This window comes from Leptothoe sp. LEGE 181152 (assembly GCF_032906605.1).
Taxonomy (GTDB): domain Bacteria; phylum Cyanobacteriota; class Cyanobacteriia; order Phormidesmidales; family Phormidesmidaceae; genus Leptothoe; species Leptothoe turfae.
The window spans coordinates 1-16,314 of sequence record NZ_JASATU010000067.1 but is presented as its reverse complement, the minus strand read 5'-3'; the positions used below and the strand labels follow the sequence as shown (position 1 = coordinate 16,314).

The 16,314-nt window shown below is 46.2% G+C and carries 8 protein-coding genes; 4 read left to right on the top strand and 4 right to left on the bottom strand.

Annotated elements, in window-relative coordinates; translation table 11 throughout:
* The first annotated feature begins 398 nt into the window (after positions 1–398).
* Both QGP82_RS32310 and QGP82_RS32305 read left to right on the top strand, forming a co-directional pair.
* Positions 399–2,834 carry a hypothetical protein gene (locus tag QGP82_RS32310; protein WP_163660624.1) on the top strand — a complete coding sequence of 812 codons (2,436 nt, stop codon included), beginning with the start codon at positions 399–401 and terminating at the stop codon, positions 2,832–2,834.
* An 18-nt stretch (positions 2,835–2,852) separates the two neighbouring features.
* Positions 2,853–5,987 (top strand): SNF2-related protein, encoded by a 3,135-nt coding sequence (locus QGP82_RS32305; protein ID WP_499062086.1) that lies wholly within the window; start codon positions 2,853–2,855, stop codon positions 5,985–5,987.
* 163 nt (positions 5,988–6,150) lie between these two features.
* On the opposite strand, the gene QGP82_RS32300 is transcribed toward QGP82_RS32305, so the two are convergent.
* Both QGP82_RS32300 and QGP82_RS32295 read right to left on the bottom strand, forming a co-directional pair.
* Entirely contained in the window at positions 6,151–9,297 is a 3,147-nt protein-coding gene (locus QGP82_RS32300; protein ID WP_499062085.1) for an efflux RND transporter permease subunit, read from the bottom strand.
* 3 nt (positions 9,298–9,300) lie between these two features.
* On the bottom strand, positions 9,301–10,581 hold the full coding sequence (locus QGP82_RS32295; RefSeq protein WP_163660630.1) for an efflux RND transporter periplasmic adaptor subunit: 1,281 nt from the start codon (positions 10,579–10,581) through the stop codon (positions 9,301–9,303).
* Positions 10,582–11,042: 461 nt separating this feature from the next.
* Here QGP82_RS32295 and QGP82_RS32290 point away from each other — a divergent pair, with 461 nt between their 5' ends.
* Together QGP82_RS32290 and pdxH are read left to right on the top strand one after the other, a co-directional pair.
* On the top strand, positions 11,043–11,810 hold the full coding sequence (locus QGP82_RS32290) for a class I SAM-dependent methyltransferase (protein WP_163660632.1): 768 nt from the start codon (positions 11,043–11,045) through the stop codon (positions 11,808–11,810).
* A 6-nt stretch (positions 11,811–11,816) separates the two neighbouring features.
* Positions 11,817–12,458, top strand: coding sequence for a pyridoxamine 5'-phosphate oxidase (gene pdxH / locus QGP82_RS32285; protein ID WP_163660634.1), 642 nt, complete (start codon positions 11,817–11,819; stop codon positions 12,456–12,458).
* A 113-nt stretch (positions 12,459–12,571) separates the two neighbouring features.
* Here pdxH and QGP82_RS32280 read toward each other — a convergent pair whose 3' ends face one another.
* Both QGP82_RS32280 and QGP82_RS32275 read right to left on the bottom strand, forming a co-directional pair.
* Positions 12,572–15,139, bottom strand: a complete 2,568-nt coding sequence (locus QGP82_RS32280; RefSeq protein ID WP_163660636.1) for a glycogen/starch/alpha-glucan phosphorylase — start codon at positions 15,137–15,139, stop codon at positions 12,572–12,574.
* Between the two features lie 191 nt (positions 15,140–15,330).
* Positions 15,331–15,984, bottom strand: a complete 654-nt coding sequence (locus QGP82_RS32275; protein WP_163660638.1) for a hypothetical protein — start codon at positions 15,982–15,984, stop codon at positions 15,331–15,333.
* Positions 15,985–16,314 lie beyond the last annotated feature (330 nt).

Here is a 16,314-nt window from a genome sequence, read left to right as displayed (position 1 = left end):
TCATAATGTCCTCTTTGGTGGTGAACCCTGTGAGGGGATTGTTTTCTGCACCAAAGATCAATGTGCCGTGGAGTTGATTATTGGGCTGGGGGGCCAGAACAATGTGGCTATTGCGGTCAAAATTTGAGGTGTGTGATCGGGAACTTGTTGTCTGGGGCGGTTCTGGCAAGAACAATGGATTTGTAGGGGTCGGGGACGTAGGTTTGTTTGCAATCATGAATAATATTAAATTGCGTAGTTGATTCTCTGAGTTGACTTCTTGCCTCTGCATTAAACGTTGGTAATGCACGTAGTATTCAGTATTCGTCAGGAACTCCTATGGCAAGCTTTCAGCCTCTGAACATTCCTATATCAAAGTGAACGAATACAACTAATTTTTCAGCTAGAGCATAATGCCTGTGAATAGCTATAAATTTCTACGTCTAACTGAATATGCTAGTGTTGCTGCTACTGTCGTTGGTGCGATCGCAACCATATCAACTCAGCAAGTCGCCTATACAGCGGTTCCTCTAGCCTTTAGCGTTAGCCTGAATTTAATCAGCCGTCGCCAGCAAGAAAAACGTTTAGAGCAACGCTTCAGCCAAACCCAAAAAGAGACTGATCAGCAACTACAGCAAATTCAGCGACGACTAAAAAAATTAGATCTCTCAATTGTCGATGTAACTTCCTCTGTTCAGACCGATAGTCAAGCCCTATCTGAGCAAGCTACCCAACAGATTCAATCGCTCTCCAGCGAGATTAGCTCATTGCAAGAGCACCTCGCTCAACAAAGCACCACCAGTCAAACTAGCGTTGACCAAGTCGTAGAGGAGTTGCGGCAGCTACAGCTATCGGTTCCAGAGGCCATCTCCTCAGCTCAACACGATAGCCAGTCGCAAGTTGAGCGCTTGGCTGAGCGAATTCAAGACCTGTCTAACGATACCCAATCGCTACGGAAGCACCTAGCTCAACAGAGTGATATCAGCCAAACAAGTATCGGCCAAGTTGCTGAAGAGTTACGGCAACTACAAGTATTGGTCACAGAAACAATTGCATCGACACAGAGCGAGCGTCAGTCTCTATCTGAGCAAGCTACCCAGCAGAGTCAATCACTTTCCAGCGAGATCAACTCATTGCGGGAGCAACTCGTTTACCAAGGGACCAGTAGCCAAACTAGCCTCGATCAAGTTACTGAGCGTTTTCGGCAATTACAAGTATCAGTCACTGACCTCACAGTTCGTTCTGAGAGAGTGCTTGACCAAGTTGCGAGTACCCTAGCCGAGACCCGCGAGCAAGTTATCCGTGAGCAGCAGGCTAATCTGGAGGCAACAACTCAGAGCCTAAGCAACAATATTACTCAGTTACAGGATGAACTCAATAGGCTCAAGCTAGATGTCGATGAGTTTAGATCTCGGCTTGAAGCTAGTCTCTCTGCTACTCAACCAGATTTTCCACACAATATTGTTCCAAATCTACCTACTGAGGATGAGTGCGATCGCGTAATTGTCTTAGGTATTGATTTTGGTACTGGTTTCACTAAAGTCTGTTTTTGGGATGTGGGAAGTGACCAAGCTGAGATTGTCACATTTGCCTCACCAGCAACAGAAGAATCTACGCTCGAACAGGCCTTGATTCCTACTAAGTTGGCTATTTTGAGTGATGATACTCTGCTTACTGGACTCACTATGACTGAATGGGAAAACAACACCTGTTCGATTAAGCACTCAGTAGACTTTATCAAAATGCGTTTAGCAGACTTAGATATGCCTGGGACTAATTCCTGGCGACTTGAACAGGTGCCTGAGTTAGATAAACCTGCGGCTGTTGAAAACATCTGTGCCTATTACCTCAGTCAGGTCATTACCAGAGCCCAAACTTGGATTCAAGACAATCGTCCCGATCTTTTTAAAAATCAAACGGTTCACTGGAGCGTCAATATTGGCGTTCCAGCGGCCTATTGTGATTCACCAGCCCTAGGACGTTTCCATCGAGTTCTCTCTTTAGCCTGGGTCTTAAATCACAGTTCTTTAGAGTCCGTAAAGCTTACACTACCAAAGCTTCAACAATTGAGTGACCACATTCAAGATTGGATGGATACAAACGTTACCTTAGATTCCCTAGATTGTATTACTACTCCAGAAATTTCTGCAGCGGCTTGGTCTTTCTTAAGTTCACCCGCTGCACAGGACGGTTTTTACACCCTATTTGACATTGGGGATGGGACGCTGGATGGTTCTGCATTTCGATTTTGGCGAGATGGCGGAACCCGGCATGTGGATATTTATAAAACTGAGGTACAGCCTCTTGGAGTCACTGCGCTAACAAAACAGGCCGCAGATGAACTTCACAGGTCAATTGAATCTGTACGCCACAGTTTAAACGATCCTCATGATCCGGAATTGCAGCAGCAAATTCAAAAAAGCGACAGTAGAAGGAAGGTGCAAAGCCTTGTTGCTCAGATTGTGATCGGTGGAAATGAAAAGCATCAAGATGCACGGCATGTTCTTACCGAGGATGACATTGGTCAGAATCTAAGAGTGTTGCTCGGCGGTGGTGGCAGTAATACTTCGTTTTTCCAGGATACAATCGAGTCTACTCATGGTGAGTTTAAACATGAGAGTATGGATATTCCTCCCTATCGACTTAAAAAGATTCCTGTGCCGGATAAGTTAGCGACTAATGGACTCGCACCCAAAGAGTTTGGTCGATTTACGGTTGCCTACGGCCTTTGTAAACTTCCTTATGAAGAAACAGAACTTATTCGCCTACCTAGTCAAGTAGAAAAGGATGAACCTCCTATACGTCCGACATACTTTCGCCGAGAAAGTTACGAAAATACGCGGGATATGATGTAAAAGTTGACGACCAAATCCATGACATCGACTAATAGCTGGAATCCAGAAATACCAGGACAAGATGTACGCTTGAAGGCCAATCCTGGAAAACGGGGTAAAACAACTGGACGAATCAGACGACTGGGTAATCTTACCCTGGTAGAAGTTGAATTTGGCCCTGCCGAAAAGATACACCGACCTAAAAGCCTCCTTGAACTCTGCTCTGATGACGAAAGTATTGAAGGCTTAATGCGGCAGGGCCGATTTGGCGGACCAGATGATCTGCGGCGTATTCTCACCTTTGAGAAAGTGAAAGGTCAGCTGACAAACGTGTTTTACAGTATGGAGGCTAGCCAAACAGATTTCTATCCTCACCAGTTTAAGCCTGTTCTAAAGTTTCTTAACTCCCCGGTAGGGCGTCTTTTGATTGCAGATGAAGTGGGCCTTGGTAAAACCATTGAAGCCATGTACATCTGGAAAGAACTCCAGACCCGAGAAGATGCCAGACGATTGCTCATTGTGTGCCCGGCGATGTTACGCCAAAAATGGCAAGATGACCTGCGACAGCGGTTTAATATTTTCGCGGATATTGTTGATGCAAAAGAGTTGTTGCGTCGAGTGAGGCTATGTCTTGAGCACCAGAAACCGCAAGCGTTTGTCTGTATCGCAAGTCTTGAAGGATTACGTCCTGGACGTAACTGGGAAGCTATTAATGCTGCCAATGCCCGTGATGAGCTAGCGCGTCTACTAGATGCTAACCCCAGCAGTGAGTCCCTGAGCCTGTTTGATCTGGCTATTATTGATGAAGCCCACTACCTGCGTAATGCAACAACGGCGAGCAATCAAGTAGGGCAGCTGATTCGCGATGCCGCCAAACACCTTATTTTACTAACGGCTACGCCGATTCAAACAGATAGCGCTAATCTGTATCAGATACTGCGCATCATCAGTCCCGACGACTTTTTTAATGCGGATATTTTTAACAATATGCTGGAGGCAAACGAACCCGTTGTCCATGCATTGCGCCATTTGTGGGCTAGCCCGCCAGAGCCTGCCAAAGCTCGCAAAGCTTTACAGCGGGCCTCCACCTCTGGTTACTTTGCGGATAATCCTTTACTTGAGCAAATCCAGCAAAGTTTATCAAATCTGAACCAAGTTGATGAAAGCGAACGGATTGAACTTGGCTACAAACTTGAAAAAGTTTCTTTACTAGGACAGTATATTACCCGTAGCCGTAAACGCGATGTCTTAAGCAACCGGGTTAAGCGTGATCCACAGACACTTGAGGTCAGGTTTTCATCCTTAGAACAAGAGGTCTATGATCGCGTTAGTGAATATATTCGTGAACAGAGTAAGGGCAAAAAAGGGGCACCACTCTTTCAGCTAATCTCAAAACAGCGTCAAATGGCCAGTTGTATGGTAGCTGCGCTGGAAGCTTGGCAGAATGATGCTTCTCTGAGTGCTCTGGTTGACGAAGCCCTGTGGGAAGATTTTGGCAAAATACCGGAGCAAAGGAGTACCAGTCCATTATCTGTTGCCACACCTTCAGCCCTGAAGAAAGTCAACATTCGAGAGTTAGAGTCTTGTGATAGCAAGTATTCAGAGCTGCAAGGCTTTCTCGAAAAAGAACTCAAGAAAAACTCTAACGAAAAATTTGTTATTTTTGCCTACTTTCGAGGGACGTTAAAGTACTTACAGCGCCGTTTAGAGGCTGCTAACATTTCTAACTGCCTAATCATGGGAGACATGGGAGACGATAAATGGACAGCCGTCGAACAGTTTCGCCAAGATAATGGCCCTTCGGTTCTGTTATCTTCTGAGGTGGGCAGCGAGGGCATTGATCTTCAGCATTGCCGTTTTCTGATCAACTACGATCTGCCATGGAACCCGATGCGGGTAGAGCAGCGCATTGGACGCTTAGATCGATTAGGTCAACCAGCAGAACGCATTTCAATTATTAATTTTAGCCTGGTCGATACTATTGAGGAAAGAATCCTCGAACGACTTTATGATCGTATTCAGATATTCAGAGAGAGCATTGGTGATCTTGAAAGCATTTTAGGTCAGGCTACCGAGAAACTATTAGTTGATCTTTTCTCTGCCGATTTAACCCCTGAAGAGAAAGAAGAACAAGCGGTCCTAACAAGTAAGGCGCTTATTAACAAACGGCTTCTGCAAAATGAGTTAGAGACCGAAGCTGTCAATATGTTAGCTTTTGCAGATCACATTTTGGACTCTATCAATCAGAGTCGAGATCAGGGACGATGGCTTCAACCCGACGAACTGCTAGCCTTTGTAGAAGATTGTTTTTCTCGTTACTACCCTGGTACGGTCATTGAGCCAAAACCCAATGAACCTAAGCTTTATAACATTACATTATCCGAGCAGGCCAAGATTGATCTACAATTTTTTATAGGTAAAAATCGCTGCGCTACGCCGACACAGCTACATAAGTCAGGTAGACCCGTGAGCTGCTTTTTTGACCCTAAAATTTCAGGCAGTATGGGTAAGCGCAATGAGCTTTTAGACCCCACCCATCCGCTGATCCTATGGATTCGTGAGCGATATACTACGTCGGAGCAAACTCTACATCCAGTGTCTGCTATCAAAACACAAGCAAACGAGATCGATCTATTATCAGGGCTTTATGCCTATTCGGTGCATCGCTGGACATTTTCAGGCATTAAAACAGAAAGTCAAATCGCTTACAAAATTATTCGTATAGACGATGGCCATGTCCTATCTGATCAAGATTCTGAGGCCATACTTTCTACGCTAATGAAACAAGGGCAGATAAAGCCCAATGCACAAAATTTCATTGAGGATATTGACGATGTGCTTGCCCATCTATCGACCTGTAATGAACATATTGACCAAGCATTTAACCAGGCACTTGAAGATTTCTATATTGATAACGAGAATCGCTGTAATATTCAAGAAAAGAGTGCGCGTGCCTTTGCTGAACGTAAACAGCGTGAATTAGAATCTCGTTTAGAACGTTTTCGTCAGGCGGGTAAAACCCAAATTATTCCAGCAACAGAGGGACAACTTAAAAAGGTTAAGCGAGAGCTGGAAGTTAAGCTTAAAAATATTCAAGAAAAACGTGATGATCTAACCTGTGAGCCTAAACCTTTAGCTGCTGGTGTTATCTTCGTTGAAGCAAAAATCGGTTAGCTAGATTCTCCCTTATGCAGTGAGATAATCTCGTAGGGGTGGTGCCTTGTGCCCACCCCGCAACATCTAAGGCCATTAACCAGAATTCTTGCTGTGCGAGATCGAGTGGGTAGCGTTGGTTACCCAGGATAGGTACAAGACCTTCTGCCTCTACAAATATCTCCTACAGGCGTAGCCTGGGTGGAGTGTGCTCAGCCAGAGGCTGGGCAGTAGCTTGTGCTGGGTGAGCAGAGCCGAAGCCAGACCCATGCAACAACGTATAAAAACAAGGAATTACAAATAACGTCAACACCGTTGCCAACGACAATCCCCAAAAAATTACCACACCTAACGGTTGCAAAAACTCCGACCCCTCACCTAGGCCCAATGCCAACGGTAACATACCCAACGCCGTCGTCACCGTCGTCATCAAAATCGGTCGCAACCGCTGCGGAGCCGCTTTAAGCATAGCCACCATGCGACTACATTCCTCTGTCACATAAATCTGATTCGCCAGCTCCACTAAAATAATTGCATTGTTCACCACAATGCCCACCAGTAGCACCGCCCCCACAACCACCGTTGCGCCAATGGCTGTCTCAGTCATATACAGTCCCAAAATCCCGCCCGCTAAGGCCAAGGGCACCGTCAACATGATCACTAACGGATCAATCAGTGAATTGTACTGCACTGCCATCACAGTAAACACTAAGAAGACTGCCAGACCCCCCAGCAGCCTTAGCCCATTTTGAATGGCCTCATTACTCTGGGCACTAAAGCTAGGTAGACGAGTGACTCCCTGCGGTAGCGTTACTGTTTCCATTACCCGGTCCACCTCATCCAGGGCCTCACCCAGGCTAGCCTCTTCTGCTAAACGACCTTCGATAATAAACACCTGTCGCTGGTTAATCCGCTGAATTTCACCCAGCGACTGACCCTTTTCAATACTGGCCACATCACTCAGGCGTACTTGCTGATTACTACTCAACAGCGGCAGCTGACTGAGCTGAGCTGGATTCTGTACCAGACTATCCGGTGTTTGTACCCGTACATCAATCAGCCGATCACCGCGCTGCAGTTGTGTGGGCACCACTCCCGAGAGAATCGTCTCAACAGTACGACCAATCTCCTCAGCCGAGAGACCTACATCAGCCGCCCGCTCCCAGTCAGGTCTAATCTGGATTTCCGGCTGAGGCGGATCAGCATCGGGTAAATAACTAGCCAGTGTAGCTTGCTCACCCAGCGCATCAAGCACTTGCTGTCCTGCTTGTTCCAACAGTTCTGTATCACTACTCTGCAAAACAATGTCCACATCGCTGCGAACAGGAGAGTTACTTAAAATCAAGCCCCGCACAGAACCAGGCGAAACCCGTAAACGCGTTTTCACTAAATTTAACTGACCTAACTCCTGGTTCATGCGGTCAGTAAACGCTTCCACATTGGTTCCAGGCTTTAGCGTGAGCGTACTTGAACCCCGCAGAGCATTGTCGATACTCGTGCTACCAAACAGAAAACCACCGGACGTACTAAACACATAGTCAGATTCCGGCTGTTCTATGAGAATGTTGTCCAGAGCTGCCATCACCTGACGGTTTTCCTCTAGGGTGGTTCCAGGTGGCAGCTGCACCCACACCCTGGCTTGACCATTACTAATGCTGGGCAAAATCTCCTGGGGAATCTGGCGCATCATAAACCAGCTGCCACCACCAAAAAGAAGAATAATTGCAGCTATTACGGCTATTCTCTGCTGTAGTACCCAGCTCAAGGTTCTGGCATAGCTCAATGTCAAGCCTTGCAGACGCCGACCAAACCAGCGTATGGGCCAGAAAGTACCGACTTTGCTGGAGGCTTTGATTGTTAGCAACCGTGCGGCCAGGGCAGGTACCACCGTTAACGCCACTAACAGCGAAGCCGCTACCGCCAGGCTGATGGTAACGACTAGCTCGCTAAACAACAGTGAGATAAATCCGCCCATTAGCAAAAATGGCAACACTGCTACTAGATTTGTTGTTGTGGAAGCCACCAGTGCTGATTCTAATTCTTGACTGCTGGTTTCTGCCTGACGAATGGCAAGGCGCGGACTACGAGCTACACCCTTAGCAATGTTTTCTAACATTACAATGGCGTTGTCTACAACAATGCCAACGCCCAGGGCTAATCCTCCCAAGCTAAAGACATTGAGTGATAGCCCAAATAGTCCTGATAACAACAGCGTCACCAGGGTGGCTAAGGGAATCGCTAATACAATAATAAATGTCTGTCGCAAAGAGCCCAGAAACATTAAGACAGCGATGGCAGCCAGAACAGTACCCGTTAAACCCGCCGTTGCTACGTTTCGAATCGAGTTTTGAATAAAGACAGATTCATCCAGGGTGACGTTGATGATCAGGTCGTTGGGCACCAAACCAGAGGCTTTAAACTGCTCTAACTGCTGTTTAACTCCCTCTACTACAGCAATTGTGTTTGCTGTTGGCTGTTTCTGAACACTCACTTTCACGGCTGGCTGACCGTTCAGGTTCACAAAAAGCCGCTGCTCTTCGGTGCCATCTATCACATCAGCAAAGTCTCGCAGATACACCTGCTGATCACCCACCTCAAACAGCAAATTCCGAATCTCTTCTGCATCACGGAATTTACCAGAAACCCGTGTTAGAGGCTCGCTGTTGGGTCCTTTTATGCGACCTCCAGATGTATCCTGATTACGCTCTTCAAGAGCATCCAGGACATCGCTAATTCCTAAGCCCAGTGCCTGTATCCGAGATGGATCCAGATTGACCTGAACTTCTTCCTGTACACCGCCCGATACATCGACACTCGCCACACCCGGTACAGTAGATAACTCCCGCGCTAATTCCTCGTCAGCAAACACCCGCAGATCCATACCCTGCAATTTCTCTGAAGTGAGGGCCATTTCATAGACCGGCAACTGAGACGGGTCAAACTTAAACAACCGTGGCTGATCAATGTTATCTGGCAAACGGTTCCGAGCACGGTTCAGCGTTGCCGTAGCGTCGTTTAATGCCTGGTCAATGTCGCCACCCGGTTCAAAATATAGGTCAACACTGACCCGTCCTTCTCGTGTCTTCGAAACGATCTGCACTACACCTTCCGTAGCGGCGAGTGCTTGCTCTAGAGGTCGGGTGATTTCATCCACTGCTACGTCGGGAGACACTCCGGGTGAATCAGCTCGCACTCCGATGCGTGGATAGGTAATGGACGGTAGCAGGTCTACTGGTAGTTGAGTGGTGAAGAATAGACCTAAGATGATGATGGCTACGGAGAGCATCAACGTAGCAATGTGACGACGAATGGCAAGTTTGCTGAGGCTCATTATTTACTCTCCCACACCCTCAGACAAAATGCTTAACCTGACTGCTTGCCCATTTTTCAAAGGCTTATCACTCTGCACCACAAACGGCTCACTTGCCTCCAGCCCAGAGAGAATTTCTACTCGCCCTTGTTCGGTCTGGCCCACTTCCACTGACCGGGCAACCACCGTAGTCTGTTCATTGTCTTTTTCAATCACAAAGATTGTGTTTTCTTCTGTTCCACTCTCTAAAGCACTCACAGGCACAACAATTCGCGTTCCATCCGGTGGTGTAAATTTCACCCGTGCCAATAGACCGCTCCCAATACGACTATCTGGGTTTGGCATGGTCACTTCTACTGTCACCAGGCGGGATGTGGCATCAGCCACTGGGGAAATGCGGGAAATGCGCCCGATGATAGTGTCTAGATTTGGAAAGGCATCAAGACGAATCTGGGTAGGTTGTCCAATGGTGAGTTGCCCGAGGTCTAATTCAGAAACTTGGATGGTAACTTTTAAGGTGCTGAGGTCGCCGAGTTCTAAGAGTGTTGTTCCGGGTTGCACATAGTCACCGGGGTCCACCAGTCGAGTGAGAACAGTGGCAGGGGTTTGAGCTGTTAACTCTACCCATCTAAGTTGCTCTTTGGCTTCGGCAACGACGGCTTGCTGGGCATCGACCCGACCGGCGGCAGCTGCGATCGCATTCTGTCTGGTCTGCACCTGAGCCTCAGCGGAGTTAACAGCCTGCTCTGCATTAATCAAGGCTAGCTCAGCCGCCTCAGCCGCCTGTTGGGAAACGGCCCCTTGGTTGGCCAACTGTCGCAGCCGATCGGCATCAATTTTTGCCTGGTCCCTGGTCGCTTTGGCCTGGACAACAATTGCCTCAGCATCAGCGATGGATACCTGGTCTTGGGCAATTTCTGACTGTCTGACTGAAAGTTCTGCTTGGGCTTCATTCACCCGAGCGGTGAGGAGCCCACCATCTATTTCCCCTAAAACCTCGCCTGACAGTACCAGATCACCCACGTCTACAGTAAGTGCAATCACCTCACCTGCGGTTTGGGCTCTTAGAGCAATCTGTTGCTGTGGTTGAGTAGTGCCCGTATATTCCAGTGCTTCTATGAGGGTGCTGCTTTGGGCGCGGGCGGTTTCTACGGCTACGAGCCTATCTTCTTCACCAGGGCCACCTGGACGACCTGCCTGGGCTTCGCTGGGGGCAAAGAAACCACAGCTGGATAGCAACATAGCCAACCCGAACCCGGCAGTCAATTTAACACTGTGCTGAAGTCTTGTATGCCAAATGATCATGGGCTATTCCTTAGGTTCCCAAATCTCGGTCTAGGCAGGTTTAAACAATGGCTTCGTATCCCAAAACGCAGCCCGACACATCAGATTTGTTTTGCTAGGATACATCGATATTTTAACTTTTGTTAACAAAAACAGACACATAAAATTTTGCAGCCACTACTGTAAAGACAAAGTTAAATAGCATGCGTGTGTGGTAACTCAGCTGCCTACTCTTTTTATCCGTGTGTTGGCTAACACCATGTTAACGAGTGTAACGAATCCCTGGTGCTAACCGCAGGTAATAAGACGGGCAGACAGCTATATTTATTTAGCCGTGCGTTCAAAGAGGTGGTATAAGCAACCTTTTCTATTCGTCTAGACGTGTGTTCCACTGATGATATGTGAGTGTGCTGCGATCTTCAGCAGACGCAAACTATGATGGCTTAGCAATCGTCACTGAGTTCAAATGGAGTACTGGATCGATGACTCAACCCATTAAGTATGCCGATGTCGCAGATATTTACGATAATTATGTTCAAACGACCCTAGATATTCCTTTTTTGCTTGACCAAGTTAAAGGTGTATCGTCAGAAGTTTTGGAGCTCATGTGTGGTACAGGACGGATTTCCCTGCCACTGATTGAGGCAGGACTGAGGCTTACCTGTGTCGATAAGTCCCCTGAAATGCTGGCCGTTCTAGAGCAAAAGCTTGTTCAACGAGGCTTCTCTGCGACGCTGCACACTGGTGATGTTTGTGACCTTGATCTAGGTAAACAATTTGACCGTATTTTGTTGCCGTTTCAATCGTTTGCAGAGATCATTTCTCCAATTGCTCAACAGCGAACACTTGCTTGCATCCATAAGCATCTATCCTCAAATGGGCAGTTTATCTGTTCACTGCATAACCCCAAAATTAGGTTGAAGACAGTCGATGGTAGATTGAAGTTAAAAGCCCGTCCACCCCTGCCCAATGGAGCAGGCTCACTAATGCTTTGGGCTATGGAGACCTATGATCCTGAGAATAAAGTTGTCCATGGTCTCCAGTTTATTGAAACCTATAATCAGTATGGTATTCTTCAGTCTAAAAGATTTATAGATATTCAGTTTAGTGTGCTTGAAAAGGAGACATTTGAGAGCATGCTCAGCGATGCCGGGTTTAAAGTGTTAGCGCTATATGGAGATTATTTCTATGGAGACTTTCAATCCATGACAAGTCCTTTTATGATTTGGATACTTGGGAAGAAACCATAAAGCAGCATGGATGTTAGTGAATTAAGACAAGAATATATTCGAGAAGGGCTCAGACGAGAAAACCTCAACTTAGATCCCTTTAATCAATTTGAAAAGTGGTTTCAGCAAGCTTGTGAGAGCGATGTACCAGAGCCTAATGCCATGAGTCTTGCAACAGTATCGGCGGCTGGTGAACCGTCACAACGGATGGTGCTGCTCAAATATTTTGATCGCCAGGGGTTTGTGTTTTTTACTAACTATGAAAGTCAAAAAGCACATCACATAGATGAAAATCCTCACGTGTCCCTCTTATTTTTCTGGATTGCCCTAGAACGGCAGGTGCGCATATCAGGTCATGCTGTCAAGGTTTCCACAGGTGAATCCTTTAAATACTTTGCCACACGCCCACGGGGTAGCCAAATAGGTGCCTGGTGTTCACAACAAAGTTCAGTTATCTCGTCTCGTCAGGTTCTAGAACTAAAGCTGGATGAGATGAAACGCAAGTTTCAGAACCAAGAGGTTCCCCTACCTTCAGCATGGGGTGGTTACCGTGTTGTTCCCAGTCGATTTGAATTTTGGCAGGGCAGACCCAATCGATTGCATGATCGCTTTGCATACTCGCTTACAGAAGACCCCTCTAGCTGGCAGGTTAAACGGTTAGCTCCTTAAAGGATTCTTGGGACATTTCTGGTAAAGAAGTTACCCGTTATCCAGGCCCCCAACCCCCCGTAATTCTGTAGGGTTGACTCTTTAATCAAAAGGGGGCCTTCAACACCGTCTGCTTATGCTGGATCGCTCCTTAACTTACAAGCCAGTTCTCCGCCGCCGCCATGCCCTGACTTAGTATAGTTATCAAAATTAATAGGCGATGGAGCAACCTTCCAGATATTTTGACAATACTCCTGGATAGAGCGATCTGAAGAGAAATTACCCATGCGAATAGAATTTACAATGGACATATAGGTCCAATCTTCTATGTCACGATAGGTCTGACCAACAACCTGTTGCCAATCAACATAAGACTGATAGTCAGCCATCAGCATGAAAGGATCTTCGGTCAGCAATTTATCTAGGATGGGTCTAAACAGTTCAGTATCTCCCTGGGAAAAATGGCCCGAAGCAATCAGGTCGATAGCATCCTGTAAATAAGGATTAGCTTCATAATAATCCCGAGGATTGTAGCCTTTAGCTTTCAGCTCAGTGACCTGAGTAGCCGTTAAACCAAATAGAAAGAAATGGTCTTCTCCTACGGCTTGCCGAATTTCAACATTAGCACCGTCCAATGTCCCAATAGTGAGAGCACCGTTCATGGCGAACTTCATATTGCCAGTGCCAGACGCTTCAAATCCAGCGGTGGAAATTTGTTCTGATAAGTCAGAGGCTGGATAAATTCTCTGGCTGTTGGTGACATTGTAATTGGGTAAGAAAACCACCCGTAATTGATTATGCAGATCAGGATCTTTGTTGATCATATTCCCCACTGAGTTAATCAGTTTAATGATCAGCTTAGCCATGTGATATCCCGGAGCTGCTTTACCCCCAAAGATAAATGTGCGCGGTGTAACTTCTAAGTTGGGATTTTGTTTGAGCTGACTATACAGAGTAATAATGTGCAACACATTCAAATGCTGACGCTTATACTCATGGATACGTTTCACTTGGACGTCGAATAAGGAGGCGGGATCTACCAGAATGCCAAATTGATCATGAATACGACTAGATAAATCTCGCTTGGCAGATTGTTTAATCTTTCTCCAATCTTCTTGAAATGCAGCATCGTGGGCTAAAGATTCCAACTGCTGTAGCTCACCCAAGTTTTTGAGCCAGTTATCGCCAATATGTTGGTTAATCATCTGAGTTAAACGGGTGTTACTCAGAGCAATCCAGCGACGGGGGGTAACCCCATTGGTCATGTTGCAAAACTTTTCTGGAAATAGGTCGTAGAAGTCTTTGAGGACGGTCTGCTTTAACAATTCGCTGTGGAGTTTTGCCACACCATTGATGGTATGGCTACTGACACAGGCTAAGTTTGCCATGCGGATATAGCGTTCGCCACTTTCATCGATTAGGGACATCCGAGCTTGGCGAGCTGTATCTTTAGGAAATCGTATGCGGACAAGCTCTAGAAATCTGGCGTTGATTTCATAGATAATTTCCAGGTGACGCGGTAGCAGCTTGCCAAAGAGGCTGACTGACCATTTTTCTAGGGCCTCAGGCATTAAGGTGTGATTGGTATAGGCCAGGGTCTTTTGGGTGGTTTCCCAGGCTAAGTTCCAATCCATGTGGTACTCATCCACCAGTAGACGCATGAGTTCTACAGATGCGATCGCAGGGTGTGTATCGTTCAACTGAATCGCAAATTTCTCAGGAAACTTCTCAACAGGAATATTTTGTCCCTTTAAAATACGAAACATATCCTGTAAAGAGCAGGAGACGAAGAAATACTGCTGCTCTAACCGTAGCTGTTTACCAGCCAAGGTTTCATCGTTAGGATAGAGCACCTTGGTGAGATTTTCCGAAGACACTTTTGCCTCAACGGCACCGTAATAATTACCCTCGTTGAATACAGCGAAATCAAAGGACTCAATTGCTTCCGCTTTCCACAGCCGTAGCGTATTTGCGGTATTTACCTGGTAACCCAGAATGGGGGTATCGTAGGGAATTCCTAAAACCTCGCGGTCTGGCGTCCAGTGAACCCGATACTGGCCTTTGTTATCCACATGGGCTTCAGTATGTCCTCCAAATTTGACTTCCATGGCCCATTCTGGGCGGGCTACTTCCCAAGGGTTGCCGTAGCGTAACCATTTGTCAGTGCGCTCTACCTGCCAACCATTACGAATCTCTTGGTGAAAAATGCCAAACTCATACCGAATGCCATAGCCTAACGAAGGTATTTCCAGAGAGGCTAGAGAATCCAAGTAGCAGGCCGCCAGTCGTCCTAGGCCACCGTTACCTAGGCCTGGTTCCTCTTCTTGGGCCAATAATGCGTCAAAATCTAACCCCAGCTCCTCTATGGCTTGCTTAACTTGATTGTAAATCCCCATGTTGATCAGGTTATTGCCCAAGTGGGGACCCATCAAAAACTCAGCCGAAAAATAGCAAACCGTACGAGCCCGATCCTGGGTATAGCTTTCTGCCGTGCTATTCCACCGATAGAGCATGCGATCGCGCACGAGATGTGCCAGAGCCATGTAATAGTCATGCTGAGTTGCTAAGGCAACGGGTTTTCCCTGGACAAAAAAGAGGCTGTCCAGAAAAGCCTTTTTCAATACTTCAACTGTGATACCTGTGCGATTTTCTGAAAGGGGTGTGGTGATCTCGGCAGATTGAGTTTTGAGAGAATCGCTCATAGGAATTCACAAAGCTTCCAAAATGAAAGCTCTCTAGGGTTGCTACTAATTTAATCAGATCAAATAACACGCAAAAAATGTGTTGTTTAAGACACAGTTTTATTGAGTCTTAAGCTTTGCAGCCTAAAACAAAACTAGTGATACAGTAATTCTTTGCGTCTCGTTTCAGGCTTGGCAGTAACAAAAGTCTACTATTTTACTCTACATAAATTAAACTTGTTGTCACTATCGTTTTTCTTTTCTGTAGAACAAGACTGTTGGTTTTGAATGATGGGGTCACTAATTTGAGGAGAGAAAACCTGGTTTTGATATCCTTTGTTGAATATGGGATAGGGTATTTCTTGGAGCTGCTGCAACTTAACTAAACGCCATGTTTTTGTAGACACCAATTTGGGCAAGACTAAAAGAACAGTCTGATCGCCAGCATGGATCAAGTCCATGAGTCTCTGCATTGCAGTAGTTCTGAAGGTATTGTCAATCTCATGCTCTAATAATTGGCTTAAGCCAATTATTAGAGCATGAGGTGCTAGTCTGTCTAGACTTTGTTGAACTAAGAGCTGAATTTCTTCCTGTGTTTGCATTTGATGCAACGTTTTAATGAGAGGCGAGACAATGGCGCTACCAAACTTGTGTAACTTTAATGCAAGTTGTTGGCGCACTTGCTGTGCTTGAGTTGTAATAAAGAGATGGACGGTGAGTCCGAGGAAGTCGTCAAAACTATAAGTTGAGAAATTATCGTCTACGCCTTCATCATGGGCGCAAGCACAAATTTCCCATAAGTCTTGGCTTTGAATGGAGTGCTGACTATGTAATGCAACTAAGGAAGCATCAAACAAGATAGACATGATCAAAAATACTAGCTGTAGGCTAGGACGGATGGTGGCAGATCAAACTAAAGTCTCTCTTCGAAGTCAGACTGTGAATTGAAAATGTTAGTAATAATGAGGGCTGTAACTTCAAGAACTGAGGCGTTTCCTAACCTGCCAAGGCTAAATCGTCACTTTGTACCTTGGTTCTAACTGGTCAATCTGGATAACTGGATATTAATTACCTAAATTTAGGCCAAATAAAAGGCACGATGCTCAATGCCGAATCGCTGAACGTATTGCCAAAAGAGGAAAGGTGATGAACCCTTGAAAAACAAACCATCGTTTTTAAGGTGCATCACAATGGAT

Bases quoted from the DNA above. Each gene is read 5' to 3' on its own strand.
- QGP82_RS32280 (WP_163660636.1), bottom strand. From the start codon at position 15,139: ATGAGCGATTCTCTCAAAACTCAATCTGCCGAGATCACCACACCCCTT.
- pdxH (WP_163660634.1), top strand. From the start codon at position 11,817: ATGGATGTTAGTGAATTAAGACAAGAATATATTCGAGAAGGGCTCAGA.
- QGP82_RS32300 (WP_499062085.1), bottom strand. From the start codon at position 9,297: ATGAGCCTCAGCAAACTTGCCATTCGTCGTCACATTGCTACGTTGATG.
- QGP82_RS32290 (WP_163660632.1), top strand. From the start codon at position 11,043: ATGACTCAACCCATTAAGTATGCCGATGTCGCAGATATTTACGATAAT.
- QGP82_RS32275 (WP_163660638.1), bottom strand. From the start codon at position 15,984: ATGTCTATCTTGTTTGATGCTTCCTTAGTTGCATTACATAGTCAGCAC.
- QGP82_RS32305 (WP_499062086.1), top strand. From the start codon at position 2,853: ATGACATCGACTAATAGCTGGAATCCAGAAATACCAGGACAAGATGTA.
- QGP82_RS32295 (WP_163660630.1), bottom strand. From the start codon at position 10,581: ATGATCATTTGGCATACAAGACTTCAGCACAGTGTTAAATTGACTGCC.